This is a genomic window from Blastococcus sp. URHD0036 (assembly GCF_000701365.1).
Lineage (GTDB): Bacteria > Actinomycetota > Actinomycetes > Mycobacteriales > Geodermatophilaceae > Trujillonella.
The window spans coordinates 51,103-73,153 of the sequence record NZ_KL370778.1; the positions used below are offsets into that span (position 1 = coordinate 51,103).

The window sequence follows — 22,051 nt, forward strand, 5'->3', positions numbered from 1 at the left end:
GCCCCTCCCGGAGGAAACCCCATGACCAGCACCGTCTCCCTCTCGCCGGTGGAGGGACCCGCCGCCTGGCGGGGCGACGTCCTGTCGCAGAGCACCGAGTGGATCCACCAGCTGTCCGACGCCGAGCGCACCGAGCTCGAGGAGGTGGGCCGACGGTTCGTCGCCGACGACCCCGACCTGCGGACGGTCACGGCGGCCGACTACCCGCTGACCGCCAACGGCGAGCACCTGCGCGAGGTCTCCGAGCAGCTCGACAGCGGCCGCGGCTTCATCCTGGTCCGCGGGCTGCGGACCGAGGAGTACGGCGACACCCTCGCCGCGGCGATCTTCTTCGTGATCGGCCTGCACCTGGGCGTGCCGATGAAGCAGAACGAGGTCGGCGACCTGCTCGACCACGTCATCGCGACGTCGAACCTGACGATGGCCGACGGTGCCCTGCCCTCGCGGGTGCGCGACCGGCTGCCGTTCCACTCCGACAGCTCCGACGTCGTGGCGCTGATGTGCCTGCGCGGCGCGAAGGCCGGCGGCTCCAGCAGCCTGGTCAGCGGCGCGACCATCTACAACGAGATCCTGCGGCGCCGTCCCGACCTCGCGCCGCTGCTCTTCGAGACCTGGTACTGGGACTGGAAGGCGCAGGACAAGGACGCGCCGGCCGACTACTACACCTCGCCGATCTGCAGCTGGGTCGACGGCGTCTTCTCCAGCTACGCCGGCGCGCAGATGATCGAGCTGGCCCAGCGCTACCCCGACGTGCCGCGGCTGACCGAGGCGCAGAAGGAGCTGCTCGCCCTCTACGACGAGGTGTCGCAGGAGGAGGGCCTGCCGATCGACATGGACTTCCAGCCCGGGGACGTGCAGTGGCTGCTGAACTACGCCGCCCTGCACTCGCGGACCTCCTACGAGGACTTCCCCGAGGTGGAGCGCCGGCGGCACCTGCTCCGGCTGTGGCTGCGCCGCGACGTCGGCCGGCCGCTGGTCGAGGGCTTCGGCAAGAACTCCGTCGTCCAGGGCCGCGACAGCGACCGCAGCGACAAGGAGGACGTGGGGCGGATCTCGCACATCGCCAGCGCCGCCGTCCCGGACATGACCTGGGGCCTGTGAGACTCGGCCCGACCTGACGCCGGACGGCGGCGGGTGCCCCCCGGGGCCCCGCCGCCGTCGGCTGTCCGCCCCCCTCTCGGCCCTGGAGGTCCCGCGTTGTCCGTCACCGTCGTCGGCAGCCTCAACGAGGACGTGCTCATCCCCGTCGAGCGGCTGCCCGGCCGCGGCGAGACCGTGATCGGCGGCTCGCCGTCGACCGCGGCCGGCGGCAAGGGCGCCAACCAGGCCGCCGCCGCCGGCCGGCTGGGCCCGGGCGTGCACATGGTCGGCCGGGTCGGCGACGACCCCGCCGGCGCGCGGATGCAGGCCGCGCTCGCCGAGTGCCGGGTCAACGTGAGCCGGGTGCACCGCACGGCCGGGGTGCCCACCGGCACGGCCACCATCCCGGTCGAGTCCGGCAGCGGCGAGAACCTCATCGTGGTGGTGCCGGGCGCGAACGCCGCGCTGACCGCCGAGGACGTCGACGTCGCCCCGGTGCAGCGGGCCGATGTCCTGCTGCTGCAGCTCGAGGTGCCCATGGCGACGGTCACCGCCGCCGCGCGCCTGGCCGGCGGCACCGTCGTCCTCAACCCCGCACCTCCCGCACCGTTGCCCGCGGACCTGCTCGAGCGGGTCGACGTCCTCGTGCCGAACGAGCACGAGCTCGCCGCGCTGGCCGGCGTGCCCGACACCGAGCGCTCACCGGCGGAGGTGGCAGCGCTGGCCCGCTCCCTGGCCGGCCCGCGGACGTCGGTGGTCGTGACCCTCGGCGCCCGCGGCGCGGTCGTCGTCCCGGCCGGGGACGCCCCCGCGCTGCTGCAGGCGCCGCCCCCGGTCACCCCGGTGGACACCACCGGCGCCGGGGACTGCTTCTGCGGCGCGCTCTGCCAGGCCCTCGCGCGGGGCCAGCAGCTGCCCGAGGCGGTGCGCTACGCGGCGACCGCGGCGGCGCTGTCGACGACCGGTCCTGGTGCCCGCGGCGCGCTGCCGGCCAACCGCGACGTCCAGGCGGCTCTCACGGGCACCCCCGCGGCCGAACCCCTCACCTGACGCGGCATAGGAAGCAATCCCCATGTCTCGGTAGCCAGGACGTGGGGATTGCTTCCTATGCCTCGGGGGTCGCGAGGGTGACGGCGACGTGGGCGTAGAGCTCGGCGAACGACCGCAGCTCGGCCAGCGACAACCGGTCGCGCCGGGGGTCGGCCGGGTCCGGGGACGCCGCGGGGCCGGTGCGGGCGGTGTCGATCCCGGCTGCCCGGAACACCACGCCGTCGGTCGAGCCGGTCCAGTCCGGGACGGCGACCGGCGGGGCGGGCCGGTGGCGGGCCCAGGCGGCCTCGGCGGCGCGGACGACGGGGGCACCGGCGGCGGTGACGCCCGCCGGGTGCAGCGGCTCGGCGGTCACCTCGACCGTGCAGCCCGCCAGCGGGGTCCTGGCGAGCTCGGCGCGCACGGCCGCGGCCAGGTCCTGCCCGAGCGCCGCCAGGTCGTCCCCGGGCACCGTGACGGCGTACACGCGCAGGTCCAGGGCCGCCGGCAGCAGGTCCGGCTTGTCCGGGCGCCCCCCGGAGAGGGCGCCGAGACCGAGCTCGCCGCCGAGGGAGTCCGCCCGGCCGCGGCGGGCGTCGCGGAACCCGACCCGCCAACGGCCCACGGCCTCCAGCACCGTGCCGGCGTGCACCAGCACCCCGCCGACCGGGTCCGCCGACGCCGGCGCCAGCGCGGCGCCCATCCGGCCGGTGACGGTCAGCCGCAGATAGCCGGCCCCGGGCTCGGCGCGCAGCACCGTCGCCGGGCCGGCCTTCGCCACGAGGACGGCGTCCGGGCGCGGGTGGGCGGCGAGGTGGGCCAGAGCCCCGGCGCTGGAGGAGGGGTGCACGGAGCTGGGGAGCGGCGACGGGAGCGCGCTGCGGTGCGTGCCCGATCCCGCCAGCAGCAGCTGCAGCGTGCGGTGCGGCCGGCCGGCGAGGCGCCCGGCGGCCAGCGCCAGGCCGGTGAGCGCCGCGGCGGCCGGGCCGCGGGCCACCCCGAGGCCCGGTCCGCTGACCTCGTCGCCGTCGACCCGCAGCGGACCCGGGTCGTCCGCGCGGCCGGTGACCGGCGCGTCCTCGCCCGGCAGACCGGACAGCGAGGTGTCCAGGTGGGAGGCGAGCAGCAGTGCGGGGGCGCCGTCCCCGGGCAGCGTGACGACGACGTTCGCGCCGGCCGCGCCGACGGGTGTGACGGACCAGTCCAGCCCGGGAATGGCGGTCCGCCCCCAGGCCACCAGCGCCTCGGCGGCGGCCCGCTCGGCGCCGTGCGGAGCCGGGGTCGCCGCGAGCACGCCGAGGGCGGCGAGGACCAGGTCCCCACCGCCCTCGGCGTCGTGCTCGGCGCTGGTCAGAAACGGCCCCAGTCGTCGCTGGCCGGCCGCCAGACGTCGATGTTGCGCGGGTCGGCGACCATCTTCCGGGCGCGGTGGGTCTCGTGCTCCTCGGGCGTGAACACCCGGTGGGCGTCGCACAGCTCGTAGCGCGGGCCGTACTTCGGGTCGTGCATGTAGAACGCGATCGACGTCGACGCCGAGTGGTTGACCATGTCGGAGACGATCGGCCGGTCCTTGTAGAGGGCCCGGGCGCGCATCCGCATGACGTGGTCGAGGCTCTTCATCGCGAAGCAGAGGTGTCCGACGAAGGAGCCCTCGCCGCGACTGCGGGAGATGGCCAGGCTGTGGTGGTAGCGGTCCTCGGCGCGGAAGAACGAGGTCGAGCCGACCACGTGGTCGCTGGGCATGAACCCGAGGACGCCCTGGTAGAAGGCGACCATCTCGTCGAACTTCTCGGTGATCAGGAACGGGTGGACCAGGTCGACCGGCCGCAGCTCCACGTGCGGGGCCTCGGCGTACTCGTGGAACTCGGTGAACAGCTCCACGACCATGCCGTCGGGGTCGCGGACGGCGAAGCCCTCGTCGCACAGCGTCCGCTGGCGCTCCTCGAGCTCGAACACCTCCAGTCCGGCGTCGGCGACCCGCTTCTGGATCTGACCGAGCACCTCGGCGTTCTCCACGCTGTAGCCGACCGCGACCGTGTGCCCGATCTCGCGGTGGGGGGCGCTGATGAGCTCGATGCAGTGGTGCTCGATGTCGGTGCGCAGGTAGGCGCGGTCCTCGGTGCGCTGCTCCAGCTGCAGCCCGACGTGGTAGACGAGGAACTCGATCGTCTCCTCGATGTCGGGCACCTCGATGCGGGCGTACTCCATGCCGAAGGGGCCGTGCGGGCGGGTGGACTGCGGCATCGGATCTCCTGCGCTGGGCGTGTACTCGTAGCTGACGATGGCCCGCTCGGCGATGACCGGGCGCCAGACCTCGGCGACGAAGCGCTCGTGCCGGTCGCTGGACAGGTAGGCGGCGAGCTCGGCCTCGGTGTCGAACTCGACGGAGAAGGCGTGCGTGAAGCGGTCGTCGCGGGTGCTGCGGTTCTCCCCCGCCGACCAGCGCCGCATCGCGGGGAAATGCGCGGGGAACGTGTCCAGCTGCGCCAGGACGTCGTCCACCCGGGCGGGTGTGACGTCGTCGGCGAACCGGAAGACGACGGTGTGGCGGATCATCGGGCCGTCCTCACAGGATGAAGGAGAGCCGGGCGCCGGCCTCCAGCCGCTCGAGGGCCAGCACGGAGCGTCGCAGGCGGAAGCGCAGCCCGTCCTCGGTCACCAGCAGCCGGTGGGCGTAGCGGCCGGGGAAGCTGTTCGTGTGCCCGTCCCGGGCGCGGTGCACGAGGAAGTTCGCCGCCACGGTGAGCTCGTCGCCGTCCCGCCCGGTCAGCCGCACGTTGGTGATCATCCGGTGGGTGAGGGACGCGGGGTTCTCCGCGTGCGCCTTGCGGCTGCGCAGCCGCTTCACCCGGGCGCGCAGCAGGTCCCAGTCGTCGCAGACGAAGTAGCCGCCCTGGCTGGCGGGGGTGTCGCCGGCGTCGGTGGTCGGGATCTCGAACCGGCCGCCCTCGACGAACAGGCCGAGCCACTCGTCGTAGCGCTGCCGGTCGAGCAGGTCGGCCTCGGCGAAGAGGAAGTCCTCCACCTCGGCGCGGGTCACGGTGCGGGTCGATCCGCGCAGCGCCTCGTCGACCGCGGTCATCGGGCCGCCACCTCGGTCCCCGTCTCGAGCCCGGCGAGGATCTCGTCCAGCCCGTGCGGGCGCTTGCTGGGCAGCGGGGTGGGCTCGGGCTGCGCCGCCGGGGGCGTGCCCACGTCGGTGGGCCCACCGGCGCCCACGGCGGTCACCCAGTGCCGCCAGAAGCCGCGCATCGCGCCCTCGTCGGTGGAGCGGCCGCGCCGGCCGGTGCCGTCGTCGGCCATGCCGCGGGACATGTCGCTGTAGTCCAGCTCCGCGCGGGCGTCGCCGGCGGTGGCCTCGATGCCGCGCTGCACGGCCTCGTAGGCCTCGATGTCGTCGGGGGTGGCCAGGCCGCCGGGCCCGACGAAGCTCACCATCGTGCGCATCCGCAGGTCGCGGACGCCCGCGTCCTCGCCCCGCGGGGCCAGCTGCCAGGCGCGGACGTCGGTGTGCCCGGGGGCGACCGGCTCGAGCTGGCGGATGGACAGGCCCTCGAGGTCGAACAGCAGCAGGTTGGGGAAGACGAACAGGATGTGGCTCTCGTCGGCCACCAGGTGCGCGCGCTCGGAGCCCAGGCGCAGCTCCATCTCGCGCCGGTGCTCGGCGGTGCGGACCCGCTCCTCCTCGCCGAAGCGCGGCTCCCACAGCATGCTGATCCGCCCGCCGTGGCCGGTCAGGATGAGCAGCGAGTGGCCGTTGCCGAGGTTGTAGGCGTACTGGTCGTCGTCGTCGACGGCGAAGCCGCTCTCCCGCAGGTACCCGACGAACGTGTTGTGGGTCGGGGAGAAGTGGTAGCCGTCCATCGCGTTCTCGACGGCGAGCTTCCAGTTGCCGCGGACGCCGTACAGCTGGGTGCCCGGGAGCACCTCCATGCCGGCGACGTGCTGCTCGCCGATCATGCGCATGTAGTCCGCGGCCGGGCCGAGGTGGTCCACCAGCGGCGGGACGTCGTCGCTGAAGGAGACGAAGACGAAGCCCTCGAACACCTCGAGCTTCGCGACCTCGCGCAGCCGCATGCTGGCCTTGTACTGCTCGTCGGCGTAGGCCGACGGGTCCGGGATGGCGGCCACCTCGCCCGTGTTGTGGAACGCCCACGCGTGGTAGAAGCAGTTGAAGTGCTTGCTGGTGCCCTGGGTCTCCCGGCAGAGCACGGTCCCGCGGTGCGGGCAGCTGTTCAGGAAGGCGTGCAGCTCCCCGGCGGAGTCACGGGTGAAGATCAGCGGCCGGCCGCCGAGGGTGCGCACCTTGAAGTCGTTCGGGCCGAGCTCGGTCTCGTGGCCGAGGTAGAGCCAGGTCTTCTCCCAGATGCGGGCGCGCTCGGCCTCGAACAGCTCGGCGTCCCGGTAGGCGCGGCGGTGCACGCGGAAGGCGCGGCGCTCCCAGTCCTGGACGACCAGTGGCGCGGTGGCGGCGTCGGAGTCGGGATGGGCACTGGGCGACGTCACAGGGGCTCCCGTCTGCCCTCGCCGAGGCGGGGCGGCACGACTATGCGGTAACTCTGCCGAAACACATGCGAGACGCTGTCTCGCATCGCGGTATTGAGCATGTGCCGCTGGCCCCTGGGTGTCAACCGGTGAACCGGCCGCGGTGCCGGTGAGGCCCCGCACGGCGGGCGGCGTTGACCGTTCGCCGTCTCGGCCGTCAGGATGCTGTCTCACGTCGGGAGACGGCCGCCGTCCCCGCCCCCGTCCCACGTCCCGAGGAGCTCGCCCGTGTCCGAGCCTGCCAGCCGCCCGGCACGCGACGGCGACGCCGCCGCGCCGACCATCCAGACGGTTCAGCGGGCCGCACTCATCCTCGACGCCTTCACCCCGGCGCGGCCCTACCTCAGCCTCAACGAGATCACCCAGCGGCTCGGCGCCAGCAAGGCCACCGCGCACCGCTACACCAAGGCGCTGCGTGCGGCGAAGCTGCTGCGCTACGACGAGCGCTCGGCCCTGTTCTCGCTCGGTCCGCAAGTGCTCACCCTCGGCGCGGCCGCCCGCGCCGGGCTGCCGATCGTGAGCGCCGCGGAGCCCTTCATGGAGCGGCTGCTGCACCAGGTCGACGAGACGGTGGTCCTGTCGGTCTGGGACGGCGAGTCGCCGATCGTCGTCCGCTCGGTCGACAACACCGACCGCGTCATCCGGATCAGCGTCCGGGTCGGCTCGCGGCTGGACCCGGTGCAGTCGGCCCAGGGCCGCGTCTTCTGCGCCTGGCTGCGCGCCGAGGAGGTGGCCGGCCTGCCGCGGGCGCTCAAGCGCGACCCGGAGCTGCGCACAGAGATCGAGGCCATCCGCGCGGCGGGCGTCTCGGTCAACGTGCCCGCGGTCAACGGCGTACGCACCCTGGCGGCCCCGGTCTTCCAGGGCGCCGCGCTCGTGGGCGCGGTCGCCATCGTCGGGACGACGGTGTCGATCGACTCCGACGTGCACAGCCCGATGGCGGCCGCGCTGGTGCAGACCGCCAAGGAGATCTCGGCCCACCTGGGCACCGAGGACCCCGGCCCCCAGGCCTGACCCGCCGGCGGTCAGTGGCCCGGCGTCAGGGCGCGGCGGTCAGCCAGCGCAGCGCGGAGGCGAAGTCCGCCCGCGGGGGCACGAAGAAGTCGATGTTCACGCACGGTCCCTCGAGCGGCTCCACGAAGTGCTCCGCCCCCGCGGGGACCAGCAGGAACGAGCCCGCCCGCATGCGGTGCGGCGTCCCGGCGACGTGGTAGTTGCACACGCCCTCGGCAATGGTGACCAGCTGGTCGAAGTCGGCGTGGCTGTGCGGGTTGAGCGTCATCCCGACGTCCAGGCTGTGCCAGGCGATCATGATCTCGTCGGTGCTGTAGACCTTGCGCCGTACGCCGAGACGGACCGTCTCGGCGGGGATGTCGTCCCAGTTCACCACCCGCCCGTAGAGGGCGGCGTTGCGCGAGGGGACGGCGGGCTCGGTGCTCATCGGGTCTCCCGGGACGGCGGGGCGGCGGCACGCAGCGCGGCGCCGAGGAACTGCAGGTCCGAGCCGACGACGAGGTAGCCGGCCGGACCGAGACCGAGGCCCTCGGCGGCGTCCGGGCGCGGAGCCCAGCCGCCGAACGCCACCCCGGTGGCCAGCGCCGCGGCGGCCACGGCGTCGACCTCGGCGCGGATGCCGGTCGCGTCGGCGGGGTCGAGGCCCAGCGCGACGGTGAGGTCGGTCGTCCCCACGAAGGCGACGTCCAGGCCGGCGACGACCTGCTCCAGCGGGTCGGTCGTCCGGCACTCGATCTGGCCCACGAGCAGCGGCGGGTCGGCCCGCTCGGCGGCCAGGTAGTCCGCCAGTCCGACCGAGCCGTACCCGGCGCCGGTGTGGGCCAGGCCGACCGAACGGCGGCCGGCCGGCCCGTAGGCGACGGCGGCCTGCAGCTCCTCGCGCTGGGCCACCGAGGTCAGCATCGACAGCTGGACGCCGACGGCACCGGCCTCGAGGACCCGGTTGACCAGCGGCGGGTCGACCCGCGCCAGCCGGACCAGCGCCGGCAGACCGAGCGCGTCGGCGTACCGGAGCAGGTCGAACGCCTCGGACTCGCCGAGCGTGGAGTGCTCGAGGTCGACGACGACGAGGTCGAACCCGGCCGAGGCGGCCAGCTCGAGGACGTCGGGGCAGGGCAGCTTCACAAAGAGCCCGGTGAGCCGCTCCCCGGAGGCCAGCGCAGCGCGCAGCCCCGCTCGCGACCGGTGCACGTCGCTCATCGCCGTCCTCCTGATGCTCCTCAGGCCCCCAGCCCGCGCCACGGCACCAGCTCCACCGGCGCACCCGCGTGCAGCACGGTCACGGGCTCGTAGCGCGGGGCCACGATCGAGTTGCCGGCGGCGTCCGGGAGCAGCTGGTCGCTGACCTCCTCGACCACCGTCACGTGGGCCGGGTTGCCGACCGTCAGGGCACCGTATCCCTCGTCGGCGATGCCGAGCAGTCGCGCCGGGTCGATGGTGGCGCGCTTGATGATCTCCGGCAGGGGGGCCCCGAGGGCGACCAGCTTGGAGAGGCTGGTGAGCAGGTCGAAGACCGGGCCGCGCCAGTTGCGGCCGCTGGTGTCCGAGGAGGCGATGTCGGGGAGGAAGCCCGCGGCGATCGCCGGGCGGGCCACGTCGTAGCTCAGGTTGCTCTTGCCGTGGGCGGAGTCGAAGAGCACCCCGCGGGCGCGGGCCTCGGCGACGGCCGGCTGGACCGCCCCCTCCTGGAGGATGTTGAACTCCTTGCCCGTGTAGCAGTGCGCGACGATGTCGCCGGGCCGCAGGTAGGGCAGCACCTCGGCCAGCGGCTCGGGGGTCTCGCCGATGTGCACCATCAGGGGCAGGCCGGCCTGCTCGCCGATCGCCAGCGACTTCTCCAGCAGCGGCCGCCACTGGTCGGCCGGGACGACGTCGGTCGAGAGCCGGATCTTGAAGCCGCGGACGATGTCGGGGTTCTCCGCCGCCACCTGCAGCGCGTCCTCGGGCACGAGGGTGTCGGGGTTGAGCAGCTCGCCGAAGCGGAAGTCGATGAGGCCGAGCACCGAGACGTTGAGGAAGCTCAGGATCCGCATGCCGCTGGGCTCGACGACGAACTTCTTGAACGCGTCGAACGTCGAGGCGCCCGCGGTCCCCGCGTCGGCGGCGGCGACGACGCCGCGGCGCAGGTGCGCCTCGACGGGGTTGGCGCCGACCTTCGAGACGCGCTCGAAGATGTGCGTGTGGCCCTCCACCAGGCCCGGGAGCACCAGCCGGCCGGTGCAGTCGATGCGCTCGGTCGCCGCGCCGTCGATCGTCGGGGCGACGGCGCTGATCCGGCCGTCGGTGACCGCGACGTCGTAGCGCCCGTCGAGGCCGTTGGCCGGGTCGAGGACCCGCCCGCCGGTCAGGACCAGGTCGTGGACGGCGCTGACTGCGTCCGTGCGGGTGTCGGCGGGTGCGGACATGCGATGGGCTCCGGGTGCTCGGGGACGGCGGGTGGGGGGGCGCGTCAGTGCGCCGGGACGACGTCCGCCCGCGGGACCGGGGCGACCGGTGCGGCGGCGGACGAGATGGTGGTGGTCAGCGGCGCGACGCCGTCGACCTCGACGGTGACGACGTCACCGGGCGCGAGGTAGACCCCGCGGTCCTGGCCGGTGCCGGCCGGGGTGCCGCTGAGGAACACGTCGCCGGGCTGGAGCGCGGCGTACCAGGAGATCCGCGCGAGCAGCTCGGGGATCGACCAGATCATGTCGGCGCTGGTGTCGTCCTGGTGCACGACGCCGTTGACCCGGCCGCGGACGCCGATCGCGGCGCCGTCGTCGAGGCCGCGGGCGTCGAGCACCGAGGCGCCGAGCGGGGTGCAGCCGGGGAAGCTCTTGGCCAGGGCCGGGGTGCCGGTGGCCTTCATGACGTCGCGCGCGGTGAGGTCGTTGCCCGCGGTGACACCCGCGACCGCGGCCCAGGCCTCGCGCTCGGAGGCGCGGTACAGGCGCCGCCCGATGACGACGGCGATCTCGGCCTCGGCGTCCAGCTGGTCGGTGATGCCCGAGGGGTGCGGGAGCAGCCCGTTCGGCCCGGCCACGGAGGAGGCGGCGGAGACGTACAGGATCGGCTCGGCCGGGACCTCACGGCCGGTGATCCGCGCCTTGGACCGGTAGTTCAGCCCGACGCCCCACACCGTGCCGGGGGCCGGCAGCGGCGGCAGCGCGGCGGCCAGCGCCTCGGCCGCGGGCAGCCGCCGGAGGACCCGCGCGGTGGCCGCCGCGGCGAGCGATCCGGTGTCGGCCACGAGCGCCCCCACGTCGCGGTGGGGCAGGTCCAGGACGGCGACCTCGTCGCCCTCGCGGCGCGCCAGGCCCTCCGGCGTAGCGAGCAGGTCCATGTCGGCGATCCTTCGATGCGAGACGGCGTCTTGTCAAGCAATACGAGACGACGTCCCGTCCCGCGAGACGCCCGGGAACTCAGTGGGCGAACGTCGTGGGGCGGGAGGGGTCGATCGGCGCGTCGGTGATCCGTCCGATCTGCTCCGCCGACAGCTCCAGCCCGGCCGCGCCGGCGCTGTCGGTGATCGACGCCGGACGGGTCGAGCCGGGGATGGCGACGACGGCCGGCGAGTGGGCCAGCAGCCAGGCCAGCGCGACCCGCTGGGGCGAGACGCCGAGCTCGGCGGCCACCTCGCGGGTCGCCTGCGCCCGGGCCCCGCTCTCCGCGACCCCGGCCAGGGGTGTGTACGGCAGGAACGCCAGGCCGAGCTCCTCGGTCCGGCGCAGCATCGGCTCGCCCCAGCGGTCCTCGACGGAGAACGGGTTCTGCACGCCGACCAGCCGGTCCCCGAGCACCTCGGCGGCGATGTCCAGCTTGGCGACGTCGACATTGCTCACCCCGACGGTCCGCACCACGCCGTCGTCCACCAGGTCGCGCAGGGCGCCCACGGATTCCGCGTACGGCACGGAGGGGTCGGGCCAGTGCAGCTGGTAGAGCCCGATCGCCTCGACGCCGAGGGCCTGCGCGCTCGCACGGGCGGCGGCGTGCAGGTGTTCGGGGGTGGCGCGGAAGTCCCAGGGCCGGACGAGCCCGCCCTTGGTGGCCACGAGGACGGTGTCGGCATCGCCGGACCAGCTCCGCAGCGCCGCGGCGACCAGCCGCTCGTTGTGGCCGATCTCGGTCTCGTCGGCGCAGTAGACGTCCGCGGTGTCGACCAGCGTCACGCCGGCGTCGAGCGCCGCGTGCACGGTCGCCGCCGCGTGCTCCGCGTCGGGCCGATCCGGCCGGCTGGACAGATGCATCGCACCCAGACCTACCGCGCCGACCTGCCGGGAACCGAGCTGTCGCTGCCGCATGCGGCTCACACTACGAGACGCCGTCCCGTCATGTGAACCACCTTGGCGTGTTCGTCGGTGTCCTCGTGAGGTGTTGTCCGGCAGGCCGGCGGCCCCGTCCACCACGCGGGTGGGCGGGGTCGCCGGACGGGCGGGGTCAGCCCCAGAGGTCCTGGATGGTCGCGAAGACCTTCTGGTTGTGGCTGAACTCCAGGACGTTGCCGTCGGGGTCCAGGACGGCGCAGATGTAGCCGATGTGCTCGGCCATCTGGGTCGGCTCCCACTGCAGCCGGCCCAGCTCCTTCGCCTTCGCCGCGACGTCGTCCACGTCGGACTTGTTGGGCAGCTCGATGCCGATGTGCGCCCACGGCGAGAACGTCGGGTCGGGCTTGCCGTCGACGATGCCGAAGCGGGCACCGACCTCGGGGATGAACTCCCCGAGCACGAGCACGAACGGCGTCTCGACCTGCCCGGGGTTGGACAGCCACGCGCTGCGGCCGCTCTCGTCGGCGTTCCGCTGCACGAGCACCAGCGGGGTCACCGACGTGTAGAACTCGATCGACCGGTCGATGTCGGTGACGGGGATGGCCACGTGGGTCCAGCGGGCCTCGGTCAGTTGGGGCATGACGGTTCCTTCCTGGTGGGTGTTCGTCGGTTCAGAACGTGGGCCACTTGGCCCGGTCGGGGAGCCCGGAGCGGGCGACGACGCCCTCGCCCGCGGCCTGGGCGCGGCGCAGCAGGTCGTCCTCGTCGATCGTGGTGCAGCGGTAGTCCTCGACCACGCGCCGTCCGCCGACGAGGACGGTGTGCACGCCGCGGCCGTCGGCGGACCAGACCAGCTGGTTGGCGACGTTGTGCAGCGGCCGCCACTCCGGGCGGTTCGTGTCGTGCAGCACCAGGTCGGCCTGCTTGCCCACCTCGATGGAGCCGAGCTCGTCCTCGGCCTGCAGCGCCTTCGCCCCGTTGCGGGTGGCCATGGCGAACGCGTCCTCGGCCGGGAACATCGTCGCGTCGCGCCGGGCGTCCTTGAACAGACCGGCCACGAGGTAGGTGGCCCGCATGAGGTCGTGGTAGTTCGACGCGTTGTTGCCGTCGGTGCCGATCGCCACGTTGACGCCCGCGGCGACCATCTCGGGGAACTTCCCGATCTGGGTGACGCCGTAGGAGACCTTGAGCGCCGTCGTCGGGCAGTGCGCGATCGAGGTGCCGGTCCGGGCCAGCGCGGCGATCTCGCTGTCGTCGACGTGGACGGCGTGGGTGAGCAGGACGTTGCGGTCGAGGACGCCGATCTCGTCGAGGTGGATCATCGGCCGCTGCCCGAAGGTGGCCAGGAAGCCCTCGGGGTCCATCGCGGCCGGGGACATGTGCGCGCTCATCCCGGTGCCGCGCTCGTCCGACATCCTCTTGGCGGTCTGCCACAGCTCGTCGCTGCAGGTCGTGTGCCCGATGACGATCGGCCAGGCCTGCACGCGCCCGTCGGCGGCCGAGCCGTAGGTGTCCATCGCGTAGGTCATCGCGCCGATCGCCTCGGCGGTGGTCATCCGCAGCGCCTCGTAGTCGCCCACCAGGTCCCACGCCCAGGGGCCCACCCGCGCCCGGATGCCGATCTCCGACAGCCCGTCGACGACGGGGTCGATGAAGCGGACCGTCCCGGCCTCCAGGAACGCCGTCGTCCCTGACTTGAGCATCTCCAGCGCGGCGAGCTGCGCGGAGATGTGCTCGTCCTCCTCGGTGTAGTGCGTGTGGATCGGGGTGAGCCACTCGAAGACGTTCTCGAGGAACGGGGTGTCGTCGGGCACGAAGCCGCGGGTCAGCGGCTCGCCGGTGATGTGCACGTGCGTGTTGATCAGGCCCGGGGTGACGACGAACCGCTCACCGCCGACGACCTCCCGCGCGTTCCAGCCGGCCGACAGCTCGGCCGCCGGGCCGACGTCGACGATCCGGCCGCCGCGGATCGCGATGGCACCGTCACGGAAGACCCGGCGGTCGTCGTCCATCGTGACGACGTGCGAGCCGAGCACGAGGGTGTCGCAGGGCTGGCCCGTCGGTGCGGTGCTGTTCTCGGACAAGGGTCACTCCTCGTTCTCGGGGGCGGGGGCCTCGGGGCGGATCAGGAAGACGGTCTGGCGGGGCACCGGTTGCAGGACGTCGGCCAGGGCGGCTCCGCCGTCGGCGGCCCAGGACCGCAGGTCGGCGACGGTGACGCCGACGCCGTCGGTGGCGGCGGTCATGGTCAGCGAGAGCAGGAGCTCGTGGCGGGCCCCGGCGAGGACGGCGGCCCGGTCGGGATCGGGCGCGGCGACCGGGTCGGGCCGCGGGTAGTCGGCCACGACGACGACCCCGCCGGGCGCCAGCAGCTCCAGCGCCCGCAGCAGCAGCGCCCGGGCGCGGGCCGGCGGCTCCGCCCGCAGCACGTGCGCGAGGACGACGACGTCGGCGGACCCCGCGGCCAGCTCCACCTCGAGGTAGTCGCCCTCGAGCAGCGTGACGCCGGCGACGCCCTCCAGCGTCTCCCGCGCGACCGGCAGGACGCCGGGCAGGTCCACGCCCACCGCGGTGGCGCCGGGCCGGTCGGCGAGCAGCGCGGCCAGCCAGGCGCCCGATCCGCAGCCGAGGTCCACGACGGTCGGCGACGACGGCCACAGGTCCCGCTCGGCCAGCGCGGCGGCCACGCCGGAGGCCACCGCCCGCTGGGTCGGCGCCGTGGCCCGCACGAGCTCCGGGTACATCGCGTCGAGCTCGTCCCGGGTGCCGGCCGCCACGGCGCCGCTGCGGACGGTCTCGGCCAGCTGCTGCCAGCCCGACCAGGGGCCGGGCGAGAGGCGGCCCAGCGCCGCCATCGAGGCCGGCGAGCCCGACACGAGGAACCGCTCGGCCACCGGGGTCAGCGCCACGGCCCGCCCGTCGCCGGTGAGCAGCCCCAGGGAGACCAGCACGTCGGCGAGCAGCGCCACCGCGTCGACGTCCTCGGCCGAGAGCCTCGCGGCCAGGTCGTCGGGCGGCAGCCCGCCCTCGGCCAACGCATCGAAGAGGCCCAGCTCCAGCGCGGCGGACAGGGCGCCGAACGCAGCCAGCCCGTTGACGACGTCCCAGACCGGGCCGGGCCCGACCGGCGCGGTCACGGCCGCAGCACGATCTTGCCGGTGGCCCGCCGCGACTCCATGTGCCGCTGCGCGTCGGCGGCGTCGGTCAGGGCGAACTCGCTGTCCACCGGGGTGCTGAAGCCCGAGCTCCAGTACCGCTCGAGCATCGGCCCGAACTCCCGGCGGTCGTAGGGGTCGGAGCCGAGGAAGCGCAGGCCGAAGTGGTAGGCGTAGACGAGGTCGAAGGACGTCCGGTCGCCGGTGGTGTTGCCGAGGAAGACCATCCGGCCGCGCGGCGCCATGCTGTAGACCGAGGCGTCCCAGACGGCCGGGCCGACGTGGTCGACGACGAGGTCCACCCCGCGGCCGTCGGTGAAGCCGCGCGCGGCCCCGACCAGGTCGGTGCTCGACGTGTCGATCACGAGGTCGGCGCCCAGGCCCTCGGCGTAGGCCACCTTGGCCGGGCTGCTGACCGTGGTCACCACCCGCGCACCCGCGGCCTTGGCCAGCTGGATCGCGGCGGTGCTGACGCCGCTGGCGCCGGCGTGCACGAGCACCGTCTCCCCGGCGGCGACCGCGGCCACCTCGACGAGGGCGTGCCAGGCGGTCATCCAGACCGTCGGCACGGTGGCGGCCTCGACCAGGCTCACCCCGTCCGGCACGAGGTGCACGTTCGCGGCCGGGACGACGACGTAGTCGGCGTAGCCGCCGGCCACGTTGCCGCCGACGACGCGCGCGGTGCCGCACAGCCCGTCGGCCCCGCTGCGGCAGGCCGGGCAGTCGTCGCAGGGGATCGCCGGGTTGACCACCACCCGGGTCCCCGAGCGGGCCGCCGGGAAGGCGACGACGTCGACCCCGGGGCCGAGGCCGACGACGGTGCCGGCGACGTCCATGCCGGCCACGTGCGGCAGCGCGTACCCGGGGATGAGGGCGGGCCCGCGGCGCTGGAGGACGTCGAGGTGGTTCAGCCCGCAGGCGGCGACGGCGACGAGCACCTCGCCGGGGCCGGGCTGCGGCACGTCGGAGTCGACGATCTCGAGGACGTCGGCGTCGCCGTGCGTTCGGTAGAGGACGTTCTTCACTGGAGGACTCCCGGGGGTGGACCGATGGGGTCCGGCCGGGCGCACGTCGCACGCCCGATCGGCATGCAACGGCGGGATCCAGCGGGCGTCGTCGCCGCGCTCCCCCACCCCGGTCTGTTGCCAACTCGGGGTGGGTCGTGGGGGGGTCGGTCAGGGGGCCGCAGCGTCCACGGCCGCGATCTGCGCGGCGACCACCTCCCCGTCCCAGTAGTCGGCGCGGGCGGCGACCAGGCCGTCCCGGACATGGAAGCGGAAGACGCCGCGGACGTCGAGGGGCACCGCCGGGGCACCGTCGCGCTGCATGAGGGCGGTCATCCGGTACGCCAGCGCCGCACGGTCGCCGTCGACCAGCAGCTCCTCGACGTCGTACCGCAGGCCGGAGAAGCCCGTGAGGAAGCCGGGCAGGCGCTCCCGGTAGGCGGCCCGCCCGGTGAGGCTGCTCCCCCGCGCGCTGGTGTGCTCGTTGACGAAGTCCTCCGTCACGCAGCCGGCGACGCCGTCGGCGTCCCCGGCGTTCAGCGCGGCGAGGTAGCCGAGGACGGCGTCGCGGGTCTCACTCAGCGGTGCCCCACTTGGCGCGCACGAGCTCGTACACCTTCTGGTTGTGCGAGATCTCGATGACGTTGCCGTCGGGGTCGTTGAGCGCGCAGATGTAGCCGACGACGCCGGGCATGTCCCGCGGCTCCCAGTGCAGGTTCCCGGCCTCGCGGGCCTTGTCGGCGATCGCGTCGACGTCCTCCCGGTTCGGGACCTCGATGCCGATGTGCGCGAACGGCTTGAGCAGGCCCAGCTGCTGGCCCTTCGAGGAGTTGAAGGAGACGAGGACCAGCACGAACGGCGAGTCGGCCTGCTTGTCGTTGGACAGCCACGCACTCTCGCCGGCCTCGTCGGCGAACCGCTCGACGACGACCAGCGGGGTCAGCGACGTGTAGAACTCGATCGAGGCGTCCAGGTCGCCGCAGGGCAGGGCGACGTGCGTCCAGCGGGCCTCGGGGAGCGCGGGTCCGGTCATCAGGGGTACTCCTTCTCGGGATCGGCGACGGTGCCGGTCGGGCTCACACGAGCCCTCTCTCGAACGGTTTGGCCAGCGCCCGGGGCTCCCGCTGCGACTTGGCCATGAGCACCATGACCGTCAGCGCGAGGAGGTAGGGCGCCGCGACGAGCAGTTGGGCGTTGAGCTCCACGCCCAGCGACGGCAGCGCCAGCCGCAGCGCGTCGGCGGCGCCGAACAGGAAGCAGGCGAGCATGGTGCCCTTGAGCCGCCAGGCACCGAAGATCACCGCCGCGATGACGATGAACCCGCGGCCGGCGGTCATGTTGTTGTTGAAGGAGCCGACCAGGCCGACCGACAGGTAGGCCCCGCCCAGCCCGGACAGCAGGCCGCACCACATGAGCGCCTGCCGGCGGCGCAGGTTCACCTTGATCCCGCTGACGTCGGCGGCCTGCGGGTTCTCCCCGACGGCGCGCAGCTCCAGCCCCCACCGGGTGCGGTTGACGAGGTACCAGGTCAGCGGGACGACGCCCACCAGCAGGTAGAACGGCCAGCGCTGGTCGAACACGACGCCGAGCATCGGGATGTCGGCGAGTCCGGGTATCCGCAGCACGGCGACCTGCGTGCGGGAGAACTCCATGATCTGCGTGAGGAAGCTCGTCACGCCGAGGACCAGGGTGTTGATCACCAGGCCGACCACGAAGGTGTTGATCTGGATCCGGTGCGACAGGTTGGCGTGCACCAGGGCGACGACCAGGCCGATCAGCGCGCCGGCGAACAGGCCGACGCTCGGGCTGCCGGTCGCGCTGCCGACCGCGATCGCGCCGAAGGCGCCCGAGAGCATCATCCCCTCGACTGAGATGTTCAGCGTCCCCGCGCGCTCGGCGAGGTACTCACCGCAGGCGGCGAAGGCCAGCGGAGCGGTCAGGCGCAGGGCGCTGGAGAGCACCGTGCCACCGTCGTCGAGCCACATCAGACCGGCACCTCTTCCTTGGCGGGCGCGGCGGCCGACGGCCGGGCGGGGGTCTCGGCGACGGCGGAGCGGTTGCGGAGACGGCGGCCCCACAGCGCGGACAGCACGGGCGGGACGACGAAGGCCAGCACCAGCAGCGCCTGGATGACGTCGACCAGGTAGTCGGGCACCCCGGTGGCGGCCAGGTAGCTGGAGCCGGCGCGCAGGCCGCCGAACAGCACGGCCACCGGGACCGCCAGCCCCGGGCGACTGCGGGCGACGAGGGCCACGAGCAGACCGTCCCACCCGTAGTTGTTGGAGATCGCCGGCTGGAGCCGGAACACCGTGCCCAGCAGGATGACGCCGCCGGCGAGCCCGGCGAAGGCCCCCGACAGGACGAGGGCCGAGCCGCCCAGGCGGGAGGCGCGGATGCCGGCGTGCCGGGCGGCCATGGGGTTGAGGCCCAGCATGCTGAGCCGGAAGCCCCAGCGGCTGCGGCCCAGGAGCACCGCCAGCACGACGGCGGCCAGGAGGGCGAGGATCACGCCCACGCCGATGGTCAGGTCGGGGTACTGGCCGAAGCTGGCCAGCCGCAGGAACTCCGGCACCGAGTCCGACTGCGGCCGGGCCGGCCCGTTGCCGATGCCGGTCTCCTGCAGCAGCGAGGGGCTCAGGACGGCGAACTGCACCACCTGGATGGCGATGAAGGTGAGCAGCAGCGTCGACACGACGACGTTGACGCCGCGGGTGTAGTACATCGCCGCGCTGATGCCCGACCAGGCGCCGCCGCCGGCCGCGGCCGCGACGAGCGCGACGCTGATGACCAGCCAGCCGGGCCCCTGCAGGCGCAGGGCGACGAAGCAGCCGACCATCGCGCCGATGAGCAGCTGGCCCTCCTGGCCGATGTTGAAGACCCCGGCCCGGTTGGCGATGCACGCACCGAGGGCCACCAGCAGCAGGGGCGCGGCGTTGACGAGCGTCTGCGACCAGCCCGCGGCGTCGGCGATGCTGCCGGTGTACAGGGCGTCCACGACCTCGGACGGCGAGCCGTCGGAGATCGTCACGAGCAACCCGGCCAGCAGCACCGCGACGGCGACGCAGCCCACGGTGATGGCCGCGGTCCGCCACGCGTCGGCACCGGGCCGGCGCAGCCCCATGCCGCCGACGACGTAGGCGGCCAGCGGCCGCCGCGCGGGGGCGGGCGTCGGGGAGGGGGCGCTCACGCCGCCTCACCTCCGACGAGCATGCCCAGGCGCTGCGGGGAGGCGTCCGCGACGTCGAGGACCCCGGTGATCCGGCCCGACGAGATGACCGCGATGCGGCTGGCCAGCGCCATGACCTCCTCCAGTTCGGTCGAGATGAGCAGGACGGCGACGCCGGCGGCGGCCGCCTCGCGCAGCCGCGCGTACATGTCCTCGATGGCGCCCACGTCCAGGCCGTGGGTGGGCTGGGCGGCCACGAGGACGGTCGGGTTCGCCGACAGCTCCCGGGCCAGGACGACGCGCTGCTGGTTGCCGCCCGAGAGGGTGCGCAGCGGGGCGTCGACCGACGGCGTCCGGATGGCGAACCGCTCCACGAGCTCCTCGGCCTGGGCGCGGATCTGCGCCCGGCGCATGAGGAACCGCCCGCTGAAGCGGCGGAGGTCGGTCATGACCAGGTTGTCGGCCACGCTCAGGTCGAGGACGACCCCGGAGCGGTGCCGGTCCTCGGGGATCACGCCGACGCCGGCCTCGTGCAGGGCGCCGGGGCGGTCGAGGGACACCGCCCGGCCGTCCACGCGGACCTCGCCGGTGTCGGGGGCCATCAGGCCGGAGAGCAGGTCCCCGAGGGTGGCCTGGCCGTTCCCCTCGACCCCGTAGAGGGCGACGATCTCGCCGGTCGCCACCTCGAGGTCGAGGGAGTCCAGCAGGATCCGGCCGTCCGGTCCGGCGACGCACAGCCCGTGCAGGGCGAGGGCGGCGGTCCCCGGTACGTCGGCGGGGGCTTCCGGAGCCGGCGGCTCGGCGGGGACGGCGTCCAGACCGCCCTGCAGCACCGGGGTGAGGTGCTTGGCCGGGTCGTCGGTGACCACGAGGCCGAGGGCGGCGCCCTCGGCCCGCAGGGACACGTCGCGGCCGACCATCTGGCGGGCCAGCTCGGGTGCCGAGGTGTCCGCGGTCCGGCAGTGGAAGGCCAGCCGGCCGCGCCGCAGGACCGACACGACGTCGGTGGCGGCCGTGATCTCGGCCAGCTTGTGGCTGATGAGGATGACCCCGCGCCCCTCGGCGGCGACCGAGGTGCGCAGCACCTCGAACAGCGCCGCCGACTCGGCGATGGTGAGCACCGAGGTGGGCTCGTCGAGGACGAGCACCTTCGGGTCGCGGCGCAGGGCCTTGATGAGCTCGACCCGCTGGCGCTCGCCGGCGGAGAGCCGCTCCACGGTGGCCGTGGGCTCGATGGTCAGTCCGTAGCGCGCCCCGACCGCCTCGACGTCGGCGCAGATCGCGTCGCGGTCGATGCGGCCGGGCTCGCCGAGGGCGACGTTCTCCCAGACGGTGAGCGGCTCGATGAGGCTGAAGTGCTGGTGCACCATGCCCAGGCCGTGCTCGGCGGCCTGCTGCGGGGTGCGCACGTCCACCGCGACGCCGTCCCGGTGGACGTCCCCGGCGTCGGCCTGGACGAGGCCCATGAGGACCTTCATGAGGGTGGACTTGCCGGCGCCGTTCTCGCCGAGCAGGCCGTGCACCTCACCGCGCTGGACGGTGAGGTCCACGGCGTCGCAGGCCACGACCGGCCCGTACCGCTTGCTGATGCCCCGCAGTTCCAGCGCGGGGACGGGCCCGTCGGTACGGGCACGGTCGTGGCTCATGCGTCAGCTCCCCAGGCGCTCGACCTCGGCGTCGGGGTCGATGGTGCCGTCCCCGACCGAGGCGATGAAGTCCGCCAGCTGCTGCTCCTGCTCGGGCGTCGCGCCACTGGCGTCGCAGAACTGGACGGTCGGCAGCGGGTCGACACCCATCTTCCACAGGCGGGTCGTGCCGCCCTCGAGCTCGCCGTTGGCGAAGTCCTCCAGCGCCGCGGCGAAGTACTCACCCGGGTCGAAGATCACCGAGATGGCGTAGGTGTCGTCGCTGCAGCGGTCCGTGCCGGGCGTCAGGACGGGGATGTCCGCGTCGAAGCCCAGCTGGGCCGCCGCGTCGGTGGCGCCACCCAGGTACGGGTAGAGCCCGCCGATGCCCTGGCCGATCTGCGCCTGGGTGGCCTCCACGGCCAGGCCCGAGTCGTCGAAGTCGCCGGTGTAGGTGGTGACGACCTCGGCGTCGGGCACCAGCTGCCGGACGCCGGCCTGGAAGGCCTGCGCGGCGATGATGCTGAAGTCCAGCTCGGGGCCGGTGACGAAGCCCGCCGTCGTCGCGCCGCTGTCCTGCATCAGCAGGCCGAGGGCGTAGCCGGCGGCCAGCAGGGACTCCGACGCCGAGTCCTGGGAGAGGACGACGTTGTCGGCGAGCTCGTAGCCCTCCGTCTGCGACGGCAGGTACCAGATCGTGTCCGCGCAGACGTCCTCCTCGGCCGCCGGCAGGGCGTCGGCGAGCTCGGAGGCGGCCAGCGCGACCATGTCGACGCCCTGGCGGCACATGTTGCGGGCCTGCTCCAGCGCGTCGGCCGGGTTGATCGACCCGACCTGGATCAGCTCCCAGCCGTCCTGCTCGTCGACGAACTCCTGCGCCTTGACGACGAAGGACTCGTAGTAGCCGTTGTCGTTGAGGTCGCCGGGGCTGAGGACGCCGATCTTGACGTCGCCGTCGCCGTTGACGTCCGGCTGCTCGCCCGAGGCGTTGCTGCCGCCGCCGGAGGAGCCGCCGTCGGACCCGCCGTCGGAGTCGTCGGCGTTGTTGCCGCAGGCGCTCAGCGCGACGACCGCGACAGCGGCCAGCGCGGCGGTGCGCCGCAGCGGTCTGGTGGTGGACATTGCTGCCTCCTGTGGTTCAGGGGGTGGGGGGACGGGGGCGGGGTGCTGTGGAGCCGGTGGTGCGGTG

The 22,051-nt window shown here is 74.0% G+C and carries 22 protein-coding genes; 3 read left to right on the top strand and 19 right to left on the bottom strand.

What is annotated here, in order from left to right:
* Positions 1-21: 21 nt before the first annotated feature.
* Positions 22-1,101, top strand: a complete 1,080-nt coding sequence (locus N555_RS0123960; protein WP_029434021.1) for a TauD/TfdA family dioxygenase — start codon at positions 22-24, stop codon at positions 1,099-1,101.
* A gap of 96 nt (positions 1,102-1,197) precedes the next feature.
* Entirely contained in the window at positions 1,198-2,130 is a 933-nt protein-coding gene (locus tag N555_RS0123965; RefSeq protein WP_029434022.1) for a ribokinase, read from the top strand.
* Between the two features lie 55 nt (positions 2,131-2,185).
* Here the strand turns inward: N555_RS0123965 and N555_RS0123970 are convergent, their stop codons facing one another.
* From N555_RS0123970 to N555_RS0123985, 4 genes are read right to left on the bottom strand one after another with little or no spacing between them, the layout of a single operon-like run.
* Positions 2,186-3,403 (bottom strand): zinc-binding metallopeptidase family protein, encoded by a 1,218-nt coding sequence (locus tag N555_RS0123970; protein ID WP_029434023.1) that lies wholly within the window; start codon positions 3,401-3,403, stop codon positions 2,186-2,188.
* Positions 3,404-3,459: 56 nt separating this feature from the next.
* On the bottom strand, positions 3,460-4,665 hold the full coding sequence (locus N555_RS0123975; protein ID WP_029434024.1) for a Dabb family protein: 1,206 nt from the start codon (positions 4,663-4,665) through the stop codon (positions 3,460-3,462).
* Positions 4,666-4,675: 10 nt separating this feature from the next.
* A complete protein-coding gene (locus tag N555_RS0123980; protein WP_029434025.1) occupies positions 4,676-5,191 on the bottom strand; it encodes an aromatic-ring-hydroxylating dioxygenase subunit beta in 516 nt (171 codons plus the stop codon).
* Positions 5,188-6,615 (bottom strand): aromatic ring-hydroxylating oxygenase subunit alpha, encoded by a 1,428-nt coding sequence (locus N555_RS0123985; RefSeq protein ID WP_051684424.1) that lies wholly within the window; start codon positions 6,613-6,615, stop codon positions 5,188-5,190. Before N555_RS0123985 ends, N555_RS0123980 begins: the two co-directional genes overlap by 4 nt.
* 267 nt (positions 6,616-6,882) lie before the next feature.
* Between N555_RS0123985 and N555_RS28085 the strand changes: the two genes are divergently transcribed.
* Entirely contained in the window at positions 6,883-7,668 is a 786-nt protein-coding gene (locus tag N555_RS28085) for an IclR family transcriptional regulator (protein ID WP_029434027.1), read from the top strand.
* 25 nt (positions 7,669-7,693) lie between these two features.
* Here the strand turns inward: N555_RS28085 and N555_RS27165 are convergent, their stop codons facing one another.
* From N555_RS27165 to N555_RS0124065, 15 genes are all read right to left on the bottom strand, one after another.
* A complete protein-coding gene (locus tag N555_RS27165; RefSeq protein ID WP_051684425.1) occupies positions 7,694-8,095 on the bottom strand; it encodes an AraC family ligand binding domain-containing protein in 402 nt (133 codons plus the stop codon).
* A complete protein-coding gene (locus N555_RS0124000) occupies positions 8,092-8,868 on the bottom strand; it encodes an aldolase/citrate lyase family protein (RefSeq protein WP_029434029.1) in 777 nt (258 codons plus the stop codon). Before N555_RS0124000 ends, N555_RS27165 begins: the two co-directional genes overlap by 4 nt.
* A gap of 20 nt (positions 8,869-8,888) precedes the next feature.
* Positions 8,889-10,073: a hypothetical protein gene (locus tag N555_RS0124005; protein ID WP_051684426.1), complete on the bottom strand. Its 1,185-nt coding sequence runs from the start codon at positions 10,071-10,073 to the stop codon at positions 8,889-8,891.
* Between the two features lie 44 nt (positions 10,074-10,117).
* On the bottom strand, positions 10,118-10,990 hold the full coding sequence (locus tag N555_RS0124010; protein WP_051684427.1) for a fumarylacetoacetate hydrolase family protein: 873 nt from the start codon (positions 10,988-10,990) through the stop codon (positions 10,118-10,120).
* 79 nt (positions 10,991-11,069) lie between these two features.
* Positions 11,070-11,948, bottom strand: coding sequence for an aldo/keto reductase (locus N555_RS0124015; protein WP_051684428.1), 879 nt, complete (start codon positions 11,946-11,948; stop codon positions 11,070-11,072).
* A 136-nt stretch (positions 11,949-12,084) separates the two neighbouring features.
* The gene (locus N555_RS0124020) at positions 12,085-12,552 is read right to left on the bottom strand and encodes a VOC family protein (protein ID WP_029434033.1); all 468 of its coding nucleotides are present in this window, start codon (positions 12,550-12,552) and stop codon (positions 12,085-12,087) included.
* A gap of 31 nt (positions 12,553-12,583) precedes the next feature.
* On the bottom strand, positions 12,584-13,996 hold the full coding sequence (locus N555_RS0124025) for an amidohydrolase family protein (protein ID WP_029434034.1): 1,413 nt from the start codon (positions 13,994-13,996) through the stop codon (positions 12,584-12,586).
* A gap of 3 nt (positions 13,997-13,999) precedes the next feature.
* Positions 14,000-15,049: a methyltransferase family protein gene (locus N555_RS0124030; protein ID WP_051684429.1), complete on the bottom strand. Its 1,050-nt coding sequence runs from the start codon at positions 15,047-15,049 to the stop codon at positions 14,000-14,002.
* Positions 15,046-16,092: a zinc-binding dehydrogenase gene (locus N555_RS0124035; RefSeq protein ID WP_029434036.1), complete on the bottom strand. Its 1,047-nt coding sequence runs from the start codon at positions 16,090-16,092 to the stop codon at positions 15,046-15,048. Before N555_RS0124035 ends, N555_RS0124030 begins: the two co-directional genes overlap by 4 nt.
* A gap of 150 nt (positions 16,093-16,242) precedes the next feature.
* Entirely contained in the window at positions 16,243-16,653 is a 411-nt protein-coding gene (locus N555_RS0124040) for a nuclear transport factor 2 family protein (RefSeq protein WP_029434297.1), read from the bottom strand.
* Positions 16,646-17,104 carry a VOC family protein gene (locus N555_RS0124045; RefSeq protein ID WP_029434037.1) on the bottom strand — a complete coding sequence of 153 codons (459 nt, stop codon included), beginning with the start codon at positions 17,102-17,104 and terminating at the stop codon, positions 16,646-16,648. The genes N555_RS0124040 and N555_RS0124045 overlap by 8 nt, the downstream gene beginning before the upstream one ends.
* Positions 17,105-17,147: 43 nt before the next feature.
* A complete protein-coding gene (locus N555_RS0124050) occupies positions 17,148-18,056 on the bottom strand; it encodes an ABC transporter permease (protein WP_029434038.1) in 909 nt (302 codons plus the stop codon).
* A complete protein-coding gene (locus N555_RS0124055) occupies positions 18,056-19,258 on the bottom strand; it encodes an ABC transporter permease (RefSeq protein WP_197029139.1) in 1,203 nt (400 codons plus the stop codon). The genes N555_RS0124050 and N555_RS0124055 overlap by 1 nt, the downstream gene beginning before the upstream one ends.
* On the bottom strand, positions 19,255-20,883 hold the full coding sequence (locus tag N555_RS0124060) for an ABC transporter ATP-binding protein (protein WP_034512377.1): 1,629 nt from the start codon (positions 20,881-20,883) through the stop codon (positions 19,255-19,257). Before N555_RS0124060 ends, N555_RS0124055 begins: the two co-directional genes overlap by 4 nt.
* A 3-nt stretch (positions 20,884-20,886) precedes the next feature.
* Entirely contained in the window at positions 20,887-21,984 is a 1,098-nt protein-coding gene (locus N555_RS0124065; protein ID WP_029434041.1) for a BMP family ABC transporter substrate-binding protein, read from the bottom strand.
* Positions 21,985-22,051: the final 67 nt, after the last annotated feature.

Coding starts and splice junctions, on each gene's coding strand:
- N555_RS27165 (WP_051684425.1), bottom strand. CDS start 8,095: ATGAGCACCGAGCCCGCCGTCCCCTCGCGCAACGCCGCCCTCTACGGG.
- N555_RS0124045 (WP_029434037.1), bottom strand. CDS start 17,104: ATGACCGGACCCGCGCTCCCCGAGGCCCGCTGGACGCACGTCGCCCTG.
- N555_RS0124015 (WP_051684428.1), bottom strand. CDS start 11,948: ATGCGGCAGCGACAGCTCGGTTCCCGGCAGGTCGGCGCGGTAGGTCTG.
- N555_RS0124005 (WP_051684426.1), bottom strand. CDS start 10,073: ATGTCCGCACCCGCCGACACCCGCACGGACGCAGTCAGCGCCGTCCAC.
- N555_RS0123960 (WP_029434021.1), top strand. CDS start 22: ATGACCAGCACCGTCTCCCTCTCGCCGGTGGAGGGACCCGCCGCCTGG.
- N555_RS0124010 (WP_051684427.1), bottom strand. CDS start 10,990: ATGGACCTGCTCGCTACGCCGGAGGGCCTGGCGCGCCGCGAGGGCGAC.
- N555_RS0124020 (WP_029434033.1), bottom strand. CDS start 12,552: ATGCCCCAACTGACCGAGGCCCGCTGGACCCACGTGGCCATCCCCGTC.
- N555_RS0124000 (WP_029434029.1), bottom strand. CDS start 8,868: ATGAGCGACGTGCACCGGTCGCGAGCGGGGCTGCGCGCTGCGCTGGCC.
- N555_RS0124065 (WP_029434041.1), bottom strand. CDS start 21,984: ATGTCCACCACCAGACCGCTGCGGCGCACCGCCGCGCTGGCCGCTGTC.
- N555_RS0124050 (WP_029434038.1), bottom strand. CDS start 18,056: ATGTGGCTCGACGACGGTGGCACGGTGCTCTCCAGCGCCCTGCGCCTG.
- N555_RS0124060 (WP_034512377.1), bottom strand. CDS start 20,883: ATGAGCCACGACCGTGCCCGTACCGACGGGCCCGTCCCCGCGCTGGAA.
- N555_RS0123975 (WP_029434024.1), bottom strand. CDS start 4,665: ATGATCCGCCACACCGTCGTCTTCCGGTTCGCCGACGACGTCACACCC.
- N555_RS0123980 (WP_029434025.1), bottom strand. CDS start 5,191: ATGACCGCGGTCGACGAGGCGCTGCGCGGATCGACCCGCACCGTGACC.